The sequence below is a fragment of the Hydrogenimonas cancrithermarum genome (assembly GCF_030296055.1).
GTDB classification, from domain to species: domain Bacteria; phylum Campylobacterota; class Campylobacteria; order Campylobacterales; family Hydrogenimonadaceae; genus Hydrogenimonas; species Hydrogenimonas cancrithermarum.
The window spans coordinates 1,664,284-1,678,805 of record NZ_AP027370.1 but is presented as its reverse complement, the minus strand read 5'-3'; the positions used below and the strand labels follow the sequence as shown (position 1 = coordinate 1,678,805).

Annotated in this window: 13 protein-coding genes; 2 read left to right on the top strand and 11 right to left on the bottom strand. The window is 56.6% G+C overall.

Annotation, left to right across the window (positions count from 1 at the left end):
* The first annotated feature begins 53 nt into the window (after positions 1-53).
* Positions 54-1,772: a DNA polymerase III subunit gamma/tau gene (locus tag QUD54_RS08755; protein ID WP_286336351.1), complete on the top strand. Its 1,719-nt coding sequence runs from the start codon at positions 54-56 to the stop codon at positions 1,770-1,772.
* Positions 1,769-3,067: an SH3 domain-containing C40 family peptidase gene (locus QUD54_RS08750; protein ID WP_286336350.1), complete on the top strand. Its 1,299-nt coding sequence runs from the start codon at positions 1,769-1,771 to the stop codon at positions 3,065-3,067. Before QUD54_RS08755 ends, QUD54_RS08750 begins: the two co-directional genes overlap by 4 nt.
* A 199-nt stretch (positions 3,068-3,266) precedes the next feature.
* Here the strand turns inward: QUD54_RS08750 and QUD54_RS08745 are convergent, their stop codons facing one another.
* The 11 genes from QUD54_RS08745 to lptE form a co-directional block, all read right to left on the bottom strand.
* A complete protein-coding gene (locus tag QUD54_RS08745) occupies positions 3,267-3,929 on the bottom strand; it encodes a 3-methyladenine DNA glycosylase (protein WP_286336349.1) in 663 nt (220 codons plus the stop codon).
* A 246-nt stretch (positions 3,930-4,175) separates the two neighbouring features.
* Positions 4,176-4,988 (bottom strand): TIGR00282 family metallophosphoesterase, encoded by an 813-nt coding sequence (locus QUD54_RS08740; protein ID WP_286336348.1) that lies wholly within the window; start codon positions 4,986-4,988, stop codon positions 4,176-4,178.
* A gap of 55 nt (positions 4,989-5,043) precedes the next feature.
* The gene (locus QUD54_RS08735) at positions 5,044-5,553 is read right to left on the bottom strand and encodes a SixA phosphatase family protein (RefSeq protein WP_286336347.1); all 510 of its coding nucleotides are present in this window, start codon (positions 5,551-5,553) and stop codon (positions 5,044-5,046) included.
* A gap of 10 nt (positions 5,554-5,563) precedes the next feature.
* The gene (locus QUD54_RS08730) at positions 5,564-6,745 is read right to left on the bottom strand and encodes a S8 family peptidase (RefSeq protein WP_286336346.1); all 1,182 of its coding nucleotides are present in this window, start codon (positions 6,743-6,745) and stop codon (positions 5,564-5,566) included.
* Positions 6,742-7,134 (bottom strand): S8 family serine peptidase, encoded by a 393-nt coding sequence (locus QUD54_RS08725; protein WP_286336345.1) that lies wholly within the window; start codon positions 7,132-7,134, stop codon positions 6,742-6,744. The genes QUD54_RS08730 and QUD54_RS08725 overlap by 4 nt, the downstream gene beginning before the upstream one ends.
* Positions 7,131-10,133 carry a transcription-repair coupling factor gene (gene mfd / locus QUD54_RS08720; RefSeq protein WP_286336344.1) on the bottom strand — a complete coding sequence of 1,001 codons (3,003 nt, stop codon included), beginning with the start codon at positions 10,131-10,133 and terminating at the stop codon, positions 7,131-7,133. Before mfd ends, QUD54_RS08725 begins: the two co-directional genes overlap by 4 nt.
* The gene (locus tag QUD54_RS08715) at positions 10,130-10,381 is read right to left on the bottom strand and encodes a bactofilin family protein (RefSeq protein WP_286336343.1); all 252 of its coding nucleotides are present in this window, start codon (positions 10,379-10,381) and stop codon (positions 10,130-10,132) included. Before QUD54_RS08715 ends, mfd begins: the two co-directional genes overlap by 4 nt.
* A complete protein-coding gene (locus QUD54_RS08710) occupies positions 10,378-11,271 on the bottom strand; it encodes a M23 family metallopeptidase (RefSeq protein WP_286336342.1) in 894 nt (297 codons plus the stop codon). Before QUD54_RS08710 ends, QUD54_RS08715 begins: the two co-directional genes overlap by 4 nt.
* A complete protein-coding gene (locus tag QUD54_RS08705; RefSeq protein WP_286336341.1) occupies positions 11,261-12,415 on the bottom strand; it encodes a bifunctional folylpolyglutamate synthase/dihydrofolate synthase in 1,155 nt (384 codons plus the stop codon). Before QUD54_RS08705 ends, QUD54_RS08710 begins: the two co-directional genes overlap by 11 nt.
* Entirely contained in the window at positions 12,415-13,950 is a 1,536-nt protein-coding gene (locus QUD54_RS08700) for a diguanylate cyclase (RefSeq protein ID WP_286336339.1), read from the bottom strand. The genes QUD54_RS08705 and QUD54_RS08700 overlap by 1 nt, the downstream gene beginning before the upstream one ends.
* Entirely contained in the window at positions 13,947-14,516 is a 570-nt protein-coding gene (gene lptE, locus QUD54_RS08695) for an LPS assembly lipoprotein LptE (RefSeq protein WP_286336338.1), read from the bottom strand. The genes QUD54_RS08700 and lptE overlap by 4 nt, the downstream gene beginning before the upstream one ends.
* Between the last annotated feature and the right edge of the window lie 6 nt (positions 14,517-14,522).

The following is a 14,522-nucleotide window of genomic DNA, read 5'->3' as shown; positions in this document are numbered from 1 at the left end:
AAAGAAGTTTATTAGCTGCTCTTCGCTACACTAAAACAAAAAAAGAGGTTCATGTGTCACAGGCGCTCGCACTCAAATACCGTCCGAAACGTTTCGAAGATCTGATCGGCCAGGACTCCATTTCCCAGACCCTGGCAATGGCACTCGACCAGAACCGGCTGGGGCACGCCTACCTCTTTTCCGGGCTGCGCGGAAGCGGGAAGACGTCGACGGCGCGCATCTTCTCCAAGGCGCTCCTGTGTGAAAACGGCCCAACTTCCAAACCGTGCGACAGCTGCGAACAGTGCCGCATGGCCAACGAAGGGCGCCATATCGACATCATCGAGATGGATGCAGCCTCAAGCCGCAAGATCGACGACATCCGCGACCTCATCGAGCATACGAAGTACAAACCCTCCGTCGGGCGTTACAAAGTCTTCATTATCGACGAAGTGCACATGCTCACCAAAGAGGCGTTCAACGCGCTTTTGAAGACGCTCGAGGAGCCGCCGGAGTTCGTGAAGTTCATCCTGGCGACGACCGACCCGCTGAAACTGCCGGCGACGATTCTTAGCCGTACCCAGCACTTCCGCTTCAAAAAGATCGCCAAGCCACTCGTCATCAAACATCTCGAGCACATTCTCAACACCGAGAATATCGCGTTCGAACCCGAAGCGCTGGAGATTCTGGCGCGCAGTGGCAGCGGCTCGCTGCGCGATACGCTGACCCTTCTCGACCAGGCCATCGTCTACTCCAAAAGCCATGTCGACGTCGCGACGGTGACACAGATGCTCGGCATCATCGACCCGGAGTTTCTCGAAAAACTTTTCGATGCGGTCTTGCAAAAGGATGAGAGAAAGATCCGCGAATACCTCAAAGATCTCGAAAACTACGAAGCGGAAATGGTGATCGACGAGATGAGCCTCTTTCTGAAAGAGAAGCTGCTGCAGAACGACCCGAAATTCTCTCCGATGCTGCTGGAGCGCTTCTACCGCATCCTCGCCGAAGCGAAACCGCTGCTGGCACTGAATACCGACGGCGATTTCGTGCTTTCGCTCACCCTTTTCAAAATGGTCGAAGCGATGAACATCAAGCAGATCGACGAGATGATCGAGGCGCTCGAAGCGGAATTGAGAATGGAGAATGGAAAATGGAAAACGGAGCGAGCCGCTCCCATCCCGGCTCCAACCCCTTCCCCTGCCGCGGAGGCCAAACAGGCTCGAGCCCCGGCGCCCGATACCCAGCACCCGACACCCAACAACGAAATCCGCTTCAAGAAGCTCATCGAAAAACTCTACGACCGCAATGCCGATCTGGGAAAAGCGTTCGAAGAGAGCATCGAGTTCGTCGGCTACGAAGATGGCGTGCTTTCGTGGGCGAGCCATGCGGAAGGGGAAAACCGCGAACTCCTGAAGACCCATTTCGGCATCGTCCGCCACTTCGTGCAGGACGTTTTCGGAGTCGGCACAAAAATCCAACTGGTCAAGTCGGACAACCCGCCGCCTCCGAAGGTCGAAACGGCCGTAAAAAACGGTACGCCGAACGAGCGAAGCCCTTCCAGCTCCACCGATGCCGATCTCTCCTCACCGGAGAGTGACGCCAACGGGGCGACCCATACGGGGTCGATGGTCGAGGATGTCGACTGCAACAATGCCGGATGCGTCACCGGCAACTGCAGCGAAGAGGAGCCAAGCAAAGAGCACGACGCCAAAGAGATCCTCAACGACCCGATGGTCAAAAAAGCGCAGGAGCTCTTCGGCGCCAAAAAGATCGTCATCCGCTCGAAAGTATGAGCCGCTCGCACTTCGGGCTCGTTCTCGCACTCCTCTGGCTGGCATGGTTCGCAGGATGTGCACCGAAATCGCCCCATCTTCTGGAAACCTCCACGCAGATCGCCCCCTTTTTGAAGCAGGTATCCGGCCCTCTGCCCAAAACGCAGGAAAAACGGCTCTATGCCGACTTTCTTGCCCGCTACTACCGTCCCTGGCAACTCGACGAGCTCGATACGACGGCCGAAACGGCCTCCTGGGCCGTTCGCCACTACGCCGGAAAAGCTCTTTTCGCCGAAAACAGGCGTCCTCTGCCCAAAGCGCGTTTCGACGCATGGGTGGAGAATGCCGACTACGAAGCGTTCAATACGCTGAAACGCCATGCGATCGTCGTCCACCCGACATCGCTGCGCCTCTTTCCGACCCGTCGGCCCATCTTTTACGACCCGAGCCTGCCCGGCGAGGGGTACCCTTTCGACTACAACCAAAACAGTGCGATCAAAGCCTGCACGCCGCTCATCGTCTCCCATCTGAGCCGTGACGGCGGATGGGCTTTCGTGCAGAGCCCCTTCGCCCTGGGATGGCTTCCGGTCCGGGACATCGCATTCGTCTCCGAGAAACAGATCGAGACGATCATGCGGCTTCCGAAGCTTGCCGTGTTGAAAGAGTATATCCCAGTCTACGACGGCCGCCAGAATTTTCTCTTCTATGCCAAGATGGCCACACTCTTTCCATGGGCCGGAGAAGAGGAGGGGTTTTACAAAATTCTCGTTCCCCAAAAAGAGGGCGGATCTCTATCTTTGAGCCGATCGCTGCTTCCCAAAGCGTGGGCTTCCGCCATGCCCCTGGAGATGAAGAGGGAGAACGTGGGACGTGTCGCCTCACAGCTGCTTGGCGAACCCTACGGATGGGGCGGTATGGCGGAAGACCGTGACTGCTCGGCGATGACACGCGACTTTTTCGCCCCCTTCGGCATCTGGCTGCCGCGTAACTCCAAAGCGCAGGCGAAGGCCGGAAAGGCCATCGATCTTCAGACGCTTTCCGCCAAAGAGAAAGAGAGGATCATTCTGAAAGAGGCCGTACCGTTTCGTACACTCCTCTACCTGCCGGGGCACATCATGCTCTATGTGGGGAAACAAGAGGGCAGAGCCTACGCCATGCACAACATATGGGGCATACGGACCGGCAACGGCGGCCGCTACATCGTCGGAAAGGCGGTCATTACCGATCTTTGGCTGGGAGAGAATCTGCCGGAAGCGGACAAAGCGTCACTGTTGATCGAGAGAATACGGTCGATGAATATCGTAGTTGAGTTTTGAGTTTTGAGTTTTGAGTTTTGAGTTTTGAGTTTTGAGTTTTGAGTTTTGAGTTTTGAGAAGGCGAGCACAGCCTGCCGAGCCTTGTCAAGGGTTTCGGTCAATTTTTGGGTAAAAAACTGTTTCAATTCTCAACCCTCAAAACTCAATACTCAACGCTACCAAATGGCCAATGACCAATGACGGTGGGCGAAGCCCACATTCAACCCTCCAACAATCCCACATCCACACTCTTTCCCTTTTTGTACCGCTTGCAGTACTCCACGATCATTCCGTGAAAAAGGGCGTAGATCTGCGCTTTTGGCTCACGGGGGAAAAGTTCGCGTACTTTGATGTCGTAATCTTTGAGCCCTTCGATCAGCCACCCCTGAATGCCGCGGTAATCCTCGAAGTCGTATCCGAAAGCGCGCAGCAGTGCCGCCGTATAACTGTCGACCACCATCGCTTCACCGTAACATGCGTAGTTCAGAATCGCGTCGGCCGTCTCTTCGCCGATTCCCTTCTTGCCGAGCAGCCAACGGCGATCGACTTCTGCCTGAAACGTTTCGAAATCGCCGAACTTGTCGCCGATGGATTGGTTGAGAAGCTTGAGACGCTTGGCTTTGGTGTTGTAGAAGCCGGCCGGTTTGATCGCCTCGCGCAACGACTCCTCGTCGATCTTCGCCAGCCCTTCGATCGTCAACGCTTCCAGAGTTCGAAGATTTTCCAGCGCCTCTTCCACTTTCTGCCACTTCGTATTTTGCGTCAGAACGGCACCGATCACCACCTCGTAGGTTCCGCTGTTCGGCCACCACCAGGGATCGCGCGCCTGGATCGGCAGTTGGAGTGTGTATAACACTTTAAGAAGCTCGTAGCTATTTGTCATCTTCACTCTTTTTTCGCTATAATTGAAACGACAAGTAGTAACCTTCGGTGTAATTGAAGGGACGGTTAGCCTGTCGGGTCGCTCCCGGCGGGCTTTTTTTTTACCGTCCCCCCAATTACACCGAAGGGGGCAATCATGTGGCGGCTACTACTTGTCATTGCGCTGATCTGCATCTTTGCGATCAAAGCACACTGACCGTCACAGGAGAGGCTTTTTTGCCTCTCCTTGCCCCCTTCCTCGATCACATTAGTCCTCTATCCGCGCCCTGAGCGCGATCTCCCTGTCGCCTTCGCTGTAAACCCGGATTTTGTACGCATCGGCCGCACGCCCTTTCTCGAGCCGTACGACGGCCATCTGCAAAATCGCTTTGCACTTGTCCGGTACGTCGAAGCGGCCGGGAAGCCCGGTCAGAAAACGCTCGATCGGCACTCTGGCGTCCATCCCGATGACGTTGTCGCGACATCCGGTAAGGCCGACGTCGGTCACGTAGGCACACCCCTTGTCGATCACCAGATCGTCGGTGCCGACATGGGTGTGCGTTCCCACGATCGCGCTCACCTTTTCGCGCAGCATCATCAGGAGCGCCCGCTTTTCGCTCGTCGCTTCGGCATGCATATCGATGAAGATATGCCCGATCCCTTCGGAGCGGAGTACATCGACGATGCGGTTGGCGGCGATGAAAGGGTTGTCGACCATCGGCATCGCGAAGTGGCCCATGATGTTGACGACCGCCAGCCGCTCTCCGCCAACTTCGAAGATGCGTACGCCACGTCCGGGAACCCCTTCGGGGTAGTTGACGGGACGAAGCAGCGGCAACGACTCCAGCATCCCTTTTATCTCTTTTTTGTCCCAGGTATGGTTGCCACCCGTCATGACGTCGATACCCGCTTTGAAAAGCTCCTGGGCGTTCTTCTCGGTCAGGCCGAAGCCGTGACTGGCGTTTTCGTAATTGCCGATGACGAAATCGAGCCCTTCCGTTTCACGCAGCTCCTGCAGATGTTTCCGTACCATCGCGCGCCCAGGACGCCCCACGATATCGCCGATAAAGCCGATCTTCAAAGGAGAACCTTTGAAATGGAGAATGGAGAGTGGAGAGTGGAGAGTTTCTGCAAGGTCACTTCGTTCCCTTTTCTTTGATTTTTTTCGGATATTCGAAAAAGAGCGTATGGCCTTTCATCCGGCACGCCTCTTCCCATTTGGAGGTGTCGAACGCGATGGCGACGATCCCCGCGGTGGGGATGTTGTCGATCGTGATATCGCCGAGGATATTCGCCAGTTGCGTCAATCCGGGATTGTGCCCGACAAGCATCACCCGCTTCGCGTTTTCCGGAAACTGGCAGACGAGATAGAGAAGCGACTGCGGTGACGCCTCGTAGATCGTTTCGCTATACACGATCTTCTGCGGATCGTACCCAAGCTTTTCCGCCACGATCTTCGCCGTCTTTTTCGCGCGCTTCGCCGGCGAGGAGACGATGAGATCGGGATCGACGCCGATCGTCGCCAGATGTTTTCCCATCATCGGCGCGTCCTCTTTGCCGCGATGGTTCAACGGCCGGTCGAAATCGGAAAGTGCCGGATCGTCCCAGCTCGACTTCGCATGGCGCAAAATAAAAAGCTCTCTCATCCACCCCTCCTTATCGTGCAAGGTTCAACGCGTCGACGACATTCACTTTGCCATAACCGTAATAGTCGTTTCGCCCATCGGCATAGGATGAACGATCGCCGATTTTCTCGGCACTGCACGCCAACAGGCTCAGCACCTCTTCGCGTGTCAGGTTGGGGTTGGCTTCCAGAAGAAGCGCGACGACACCGGTAACGACCGGTGTAGCGGCGGATGTCCCCACGAACGCTTTGGCATCGTTGTACTCCAGATAGTTCGGCTGATTTGTCGCCGTGCCGGCACTTCCCATCTGATCGAGTGTCGCAAGGCCGGTATACTCCCCTCCGGGCGCCATGAGATCGAGCGCTTCGCCGTAGTTGCTGTACTCCGCTCTCTCGTTGTAGATGTTGGTGGCGCCTACGGCGATCACTTCCGGAATCGAGGATTCGTCGTTTCCTATCGGGTCGCCTTTGCCATCGATCCCGCCGTTACCCGCGGCGAAAACGACGATCGTCCCTTTGCCGTCGCGGCCGTTCTTCGCCACATCGACGATGGCGCTTCTGACGGCGTCGTTGACATCGCCGCTTCCCCAGCTGCAGTTGATCACGTCCGCGCCCCACGCGGCGGCTTTCTCGAAAGCTTCCACGATATCGGAAATGGAGACTTCCCGGTCGAAGGGCAGGCGGATGAAGTAGATCTGCACCTCCGGTGCGACACCGACGAGGCCCAACCCGTTGTTCCTCGCCGCGATAACGCCCGTCACTTCCGTCCCGTGGTTCTGCTCGTCCTCCGTGGGCTGGACGTCGGAGCTTTTACTCTCGACATCGTAGGCCCCGGCGACCGCGCCCCGAAGGTCCTCGTGAGTCAGATCGAGCCCATTGTCGATGACGGCCACTTTGATTCCACGGCCCAGAAACCTGTGCTCCGGCTCCATATGGATCGAAGCGTCCTCCGTCGCACGGGCGGCATGCCAGTAAAAATTTTCGTCGTAGTTGATCGCCCACTGCTGCGAAAAGAGAGGATTGGCGGAAAAGGAAGAGGCGGAGGGGAGCGGCGGAAGGTTGGATTTGTTGATATCGTCTACCTGGCATGAAAGGGTCGAATCGTTCGAGGGTGTGACGACGGAAACCATATCCGCCGATCCACCGCCGCCGCAACCGGAAAGAAGAAGCGCGCCCGTCAGCGAAAACGCTGCACAAAAATCCCGATACCTCATCGCAAGCTCCACTTTTTGATGAGATCGGGCTGCGCGAAAAGCACATCCTCTCTTTGGCTCAGTGCGTTGGCCGCATCCATGGCCGCTTTCGGCGTGGGCGCTTGAAGAAGGCATGTGCCGTTTCGATACCTGTGCAGAAGTTTCAACCCGAACTCTTTCAGATAGCGGTCGAAATTTTCGGGCGATTTGAACTTCACGATCAGCCTGTTCGGAATCGCCACGTCGGCGCCTCTTTCGTTCTTGAACTTCAAGACGTTTTGGAGGCTCCTGGCTGCCGGAAACTCCGAGGTGACGGGGGTCAACTCGACACGTTTTCCACCCTCCATATAGTAGTAATCGCCTGCAAAAAGCATGACTGTACACGCTGCCATCGTTACGAGATATCTCATGTCGCTTTGCTCCTCAGTGCCTCCAGCACGCTCGCGATCAGGTCGTCATCGTCCCTGCTGCGCGCTTTGACCACCGTTTTGTTCTCATCATTATACTGTATTGTGATATTTTCGTTGTAATTGCCGATCCGCTCGACACCCTTTTTGAGGGCGAGTACCTTGATCGTGACGAGATCGAGGAACTGGCGTGTCGGAAGATCGGGTTTGCCGAAGCGGTCTTCGATCTCCTGCTCGATCTCGATGACGTCGTGGGGCTCGCTGCAGGCGCTCAGACGCCGGTAGAGCTCCAAGCGGACCCGCTCGTGCGGCACCAACTCGTCGGAAATATAGGCGGTGATGGAGAGTTTGATATCGACACTCTTGCGTTCCGGCGCCGCCTCCTGGCTCAAAATACGGATCGCGTCCTCGAGCATCTTCAGGTAGAGCGCATAACCGATCTGCTTGATGTGCCCGCTCTGGCTCTCGCCGATCAGGTTGCCGCCGCCGCGGATCTCCAGGTCGTGGTAGGCGAGCACGGCACCGCTTCCGAGGAAGGAGTTGCTCTCCAGTGCGATGAGCCGCCGTTTGGCCTGGTCGGTGAGGGCATCCTTGTTTTCGACGAGAAAGTAGCAGTACCCCTCGACTTTGCCCCGCCCGACACGGCCGCGCAGCTGATGCAGGTCCGCCATCCCGAAACGGTCGGCGCCGTCGACGATCATCGTGTTGACTTTGGGCATATGGATACCCGACTCGATGATGGAGGTGGAAAGCAGCAGGTCGTACTCGCCCGCCTCGAACTTCAGCATCTCCTTTTCGGTCTGCGCCGCCGTGATTTTCGAATGGAGCGTCGCGATACGAAGGCCGGGAAGAATCTCCAGAAGCTCGCTCTTCTTGCTCTCGATGCCGGCGATCGAGTTGTAGACATAGAAGAGCTGTCCGCCGCGCCGGAGTTCGCGCATGATCGCCTCTTTGACGACCGTCTCGTCGAAACTCTTGACGAAGGTACGCACCCCTTTGCGCTCCACGGGCGGCGTGCGCAACTCGCTGTACCCTTTGATTTTGGAGAGTGCCATGTTGAGGCTTCGCGGAATCGGCGTGGCGCTCATACTGAGAAGATGGACGTTTTCGCTGAGAAGTTTGAGCGCCTCTTTCTGCTTCACGCCGAACTTGTGCTCTTCGTCGATGATGACAAGCCCCAGGTTCTTGAACTTCGCCCCGAGCAGCGCATGGGTGCCGACGACGAGATCGAGTTCCCCCTTCTCCAGCTCTTCGAGGATCTGCCGTTTCCGTTTCGCCGTCGTGAAACGGTCGAGCTTGTCGATACGCACGCCGAAGGGTGCGAGCCTGGCCTCGACACTCTTGAAGTGTTGTGCGCTCAGCAGTGTCGTCGGCACGACGAACGCACTCTGGTAACCCGACTTGGCGACGGCGAGAATCGCGTTCATCGCCACTTCGGTCTTTCCGAAACCGACGTCGCCGCTGAGCAGTCTGTCCATGACGCGGCCGCTGGAGAGATCGGCGAAAATCTCCTCCACCGCCGTGATCTGGTCGGGTGTGTACTCGAAGCCCGACGCCTCGCGGAACTCGAACAGTTCCGGGATATCGGTATCGATCACCGCCCCTTTTATCAGCATCCGCTTCGCCGACATGTTGACGATCTCGCTCGCAATCGCGAAGAGGCGCTCTTTGACTTTCGCTTTGAGCTTTCCGAAGCCCCCCTTTCCGAGCCGGTCGAGGGCCGGCAGCGAACCGCCTTCGGCGATGTAGCGGTCGATCATGTCGAGGTTTTCGACCGGTAGAAGCAGCGTGTCGTCGTTCTGGTAGGCGATGTGGACGAAGTCGCGCACGGCGCCGAGCACCTGGTGCGGTTCGATCCCTTTGAAGATGCCGACACCGTAGTTTTCATGCACGACGTAGTCGCCCGGCTTCAGGTCGTCGAGCAGAATCGTCGGGCGCTTGACGGCGCGTTTCTTGAACGGTTTGTTGAGCGAAACGATGATCTTTTCGGGCGTCAGAAGATTGACGGCCCCCTCGGCTTTGACGATCGTCGCGCGTGCCAGCTCCTTGATCGGGCTTCGGCGCACGAGCGCTTCGCTGGCGGCGACGATGACAAGTTCCCTCTCGGGGTAGTTTTCGGTCAGCAGGTCGACATTGATCGGTTCGATCGCTTTGACACGGCCCGTTTCGGGAACGACTTCGACGTCGAAACGCGCTTTGGGAAGGGCGTTTTTGGCATGTTCGTAGGCGAACGCCACCTCGTCGGCGAGATCTTTTACCGCGACCGCCATCTTCCCCGCCATCAGATCGTGCGCGAGATCCTCCAGAAACCAGAGCCCCAAAGAGGCCACATCCTTGACGAAAACGTCGCTGTCGCTCAGCTCCACCCGTTTTTGCAGCGCTTCGAACGCCGGCTTCGTCAGGGAAAAGAGTGCCGGCTCCACGACAACCTCTTCGAGCTCTTCTTCTTTGTTGGACTTCTGGCTCTCCACTTCGAACGTCCGGATACTCTCCACTTCGGTGTCGAACAGGCTGATGCGCCACGGCTTTTCGCTTCCGGGGGAAAAGATATCGACGATATCCCCGCGGATCGATACCTCCCCTTTCGTCTCGACGACGTCGACGAAGCTGTAACCCCATGCGTAGAGCTTCTCTTTGAGCGCTTCGAGATCGAGATCGTCGCCGAACGCGAGAGAGAAGGTTTGCATCAGCTCCGGCTTCGGCAGGGGATAGAGAAGGGTGTGGTACGGGGCGATCAGGATGGGATTTTGGATTTTGGATTTTGGATTTTGGATGATTTTTTCGTAATAGCGTTTCAGGGCATCGTTCAATGCAAAGAGCTCTTCCCGCCAGCTTCTGAGGTCTTCGCCGTAGGTGGCACGAAAATCCGGGAGTACGACGGATTCGATGCCGTGCAGCGTGGCGACCGTCGCGGCGGTCTGCGCCTCTTTGTCGTTCTCGACCAGCAGGATCTGCGGGGCTTTGCTTTTTTCGAAATAGTCGTAGAGATTGGCTTCGATCATCTTTTCGTTATATCCTCGTTGATTTTGAATGCTTCGATCTGTCCGTGGCAGACGCCGGTGGCGTAGCGCTCTATTTCAAGCGCCCAGATGTCACCGTGAACCGTCCCGCTCAGATAGACTTCCGCGGCATGGATATCTCCATGCACGACGGCCCCTTTCGCCACGATGACATAACTTTTGGCTTCGACGTTCCCTTCGACCTCTCCGTCGATATGGATGCCGCCGCCGCTTCGAATGGTGCCCGTCACTTTTGTTCCGGGGGCGACGATGGTGGTATGGCCTGTGCGGCCATGTGACTTACCAGTGCGATGAAAGATTCCCATGGTACCTGCTTCACTTTCTTGAATATCGAGGTGTATGCATCCCGTCTCCACTTCAAAAACCAGTAGGGGTTGAGCGGACGTGACAGGAAACGGATCTCGTAATGTAGATGCGGTGCAGTGCTGAGCCCCGTGTTACCGCTGAGGCCGATTACATCGCCCTTAATCACCGTATCGCCTGTTCTTACCGTCAGTTTTTTGAGATGACCGTAATAGGTCTTGAACCCGAATCCATGATCGACGATGACGAGATTGCCGTAGCCGCTCCTTTTATGGTAGCCTGCATACTCCACCACGCCGTCGGCCGTCGTCCAGACAGGCTTTCCGTGTTTGGCGCGCAGGTCGATGCCGGCATGAAACTCCTTGCACTTTCTGATCGGGTGTCTGCGCCAGCCGAATGCGCTGGTCACCCCCTCCATCGGCAGCGGGTCTCCATTGGGGACGATCGAAAAGAGAAGTGCGAGCTGTGCCGCCGAAAGGGTCACGTTTTCCAGCCGTGTCGAGGTGGAGATGCCGGTATCCGGTTTCTCGCCGACCAGTATCTCCAGGTCGCTGAGCCTGTCCCCAAGACGATCAAGCGCATTCTGCCGCTTTTCGATCTGAAGGTTGAGTGCCGCGATGTTGCGTTCGAGTACCTCTTGGCGTCGCTTCGCCATTTCATTGGCCTCTTCGAGCCATTTCATATAGAGGTAGGTTGCGGCCCCTGCCAGAACCAGTGCGAAAAAGAGTGCAAGTACCACCCATTTGAGAATCTGGCTCAGCGTATACTGGCGAAAGCTGCCGGTGTCGGTGATCGTGATGAGAATTTTATGTTTCATGCAACGACTTCAAAAATGCTTCCGCCACGATGAAGGAGCCGAACACCAGGTACTCCTCCTCTTCACGCAATCCCCGAAAGGGCCCGGCTTCGATTCCGAGTTTGGCGGCGGCTTCCGCGAGCCGCTCCTCCGCGATCGCCCGTTCGCTCTCGATCGGTATGATCTCGAGACGGCGGATGACCGGTTGGAGGATCTCGAGGATCTGCACCACATCTTTGTCTTCGAGTGCATTGTATACCAAAACGGGCGTCCTGCCGTCAAGCGCTTCGGCAACGGCTCTCGCTCCGAGCGGATTGTGGCCGACATCCAGTATCACGTTGGGCAGGATCCTTTCGAACCGGCCTTTGAGCTGTATGGAGGCCAGCATTTCGGGGTCGTAGTCACGGTGTGTGAGACGTTTCGCGGCTGCGAAAGCGGCCACCGCGTTTTCACCCAGGTAGAGAGGCCATCCTATCGAAACCGCAGTGTCGAGAATGGACCGGCGCACCGCTTTTCCAAGCACCCCTTCCGGCGTAAGCAGACGGGCGCCTTTTGCCTTCGCGATCCTCTTTGCCGTTTCATAGACTTCCGGTGCGGGCTGGGGTGCGACGAGCGCCTCTTTTTGAATGCTTCGGATCTTCGTTTCCGCGATTTGGGTGATGGAGTCACCAAGAAAGGCCTGATGGTCGATACCGATGGGCGTAACGACGCTCAAGACTTTGTCGACGACGTTCGTCGCATCGAACTCACCGCCCAGGCCCGCTTCGAAAACGACGAAATCACACCCTTCGAACGCGGTCAACGCCAGAAGCGTCGTGTATTCGAAATAGCTCAGCTCCTCGGCACACTCGCTGCCCAGCCACGACATAAGCGTTCGATGTGCCGCCTCGAGCCGCCGATCTTCCGCATCGGCACCGTCGATCCAGATACGTTCGTTGAAGCGGAGGATGTGCGGAGAGCTGTAGTGCCCCACACGGTAGCCGGCCTCTTTCAGAAGAGAGGCCAGGATGCGCCCCGTACTTCCCTTCCCGTTGGTCCCGACAAGATGCACGACCTCCCCGAGATTCAGATGTGGACGCACCATGGCATAGGCGCGCGGCATGCGGCTCAGATCGATTTTGTCGTAGTAGAGGGGTTTCGTCTCCAGAAAATCGGCCAGTTTCATCAAACGACTATTCTGTTTCGACCGCCCGCTTTGGCGCTGTAGAGATTCTTGTCGGCGCGTTTGAGCACCTCCTCCATGCTCTCGCTCGATGCACGGTCCGCAACGCCGCCGCTGACCGTCACCGGGATACGCGTCCCTTTGTACATAAATTTGCTTTTGGAGACGACATCGCGCAGCTTCTCGGCGAATTTGTAGGCACCCTCCTTGTCCGTCTTCGGAAGGACGACCAGAAACTCTTCTCCGCCCCATCGTCCGACGAAATCGAGTTCGCGGCTGTATCGTCTGAGCATTTTTCCAAACGATGCCAGAATCACGTCGCCGGCATCGTGTCCATACGTGTCGTTGACCGACTTGAAATGGTCGATATCGAAAAGAACAGCGGCATAGTTGTCGCCGTAACGCTTGAAAGCCGCCTCCTGTTTGGAGAGAAAATCGTCGATCGCCCGGCGGTTGGGGAGCTTCGTCAGCGTATCGGTCCCCGATTTTTTCCGCTCTTTGCGAAGTGCGTCTTCGAGCACCCTCACCTTCTGGCGGAGTTCCGTCACATCTTCCTGGCTCTGCTTCATTTCGTCGCTGAGTACCCGCGTTTCCGTCTCCAGGGAGTTGGCGATCGCCAGAAGTTTGGCATGGATCACTTCGAAAGAGTCGATTCCAAGGTTGACCTCGCCGAGCTCTCCCTGGATTTTGCTGATCGCGTCGTGATTCGTCTCGCCGCAGTCGACGACACGTACCAATGTCAGATTGATATGTTCGATGATCGTATCGAGTTCCGTCATCCGCGAAACGACCGCTTTCTTGTCCAGTTCGATCCGTTTTTTGATCATGTGGCGGATATCTTCCATCATCGCCGGGGATGTCAACAGTTCGGGATTGGAGCGGATCTGCGCACTGACGGTGGCGATCTCGTCGTTCATGCCCGACGCGATCGACGGGACCAGCGACGCGACGATCAGCTGCGCCACCAGACTCAAATCTCCGCCGCTTCCCTCACGGGATTTAAAACAGGCGACCAGGTCGTCGACCATCGCTTCGAGATCGCTCGTATCGGCATCGCAGTAGGGGTTCAACCGGTTCAGGAAGCTGTCGTCGTACTCCATGACGAACCGGTTCCAATGCTCGCGAATCGCATCGATTTCCCCTTTTTCGAGGTAGGGAACGATCTTTTTTATATCCTTTTCCGCAAGCTGTGCCGCCTTTTTGTCGTGCAGCATCGAAACCGCCTGTAAAAGCCGCTTGACGAGCAACACATAGGCCTGGATGATCTCACCGCTCTTTTTCGTATCCGAACGCATCACTTCCGATGCGAGATACTGGACCAGCTGGTCCAGTGTCGAGACATGACGGTTCTTGACACTCTCTTGAAGCTCCGGCGAAAGGCGTTTGAGAAACTTCTCCAGCCTCTGGCAATCTTCGAAAATGACGTTTGCACGTTTGGCATGGCGGCAGAAGATCTCGCTGTAGGTATCCGGCGTGAGCTGAAGGCCGCGGCTCTTGATCTCTTGAAGCGACTTTTTGATGATCTCTTGTATCGTCATAGACTCTCTCCTCGCATCGCGATACGCGATATAAATGCGTCGAGCGCTTTCTGGGCGCCAAAGCGGATCGCCTCGAAGCGCTTCGCATCCGATATGATCGCATTGGGCTCGATCGGAAAGTCGTAAAATCCCGAGACGGTCTCGTCCCCGCTGCTCTTGGGCGATTCGTAATGGATTTCAAGGGAGACATTCGCACGGTAGTAGACGGCGTAACCGTTGGCATCGTACTGAATCGGGGTGAAAGAGACCGTTTTGAAAGCGATTTTCAGATGGGTCGTCGCATCTTTTTTCTTCGCGATGCGGGCACCGAAGCGGCTGACGATCGCTTCGTTCATCGCATCTTTGACCAGAACGGCGTTTTCGGGGTCGCGAAGATAGACTTCGACCTCGGTGAAGATCTTGTCGGTGAATACCTTTTTGGTATAGGCCGTCATCGGTTTGTAGCCGCAACCGGCAAGCGCTGTCGCGGAGAGCGCGATGATGGATGACGGATGATGGATGATGGATGAAAGAAGGAGAAGCGTCCATGTCCGGCGCCGACCCTTTCTCAACTTCTCACTTCTCACTTCCCA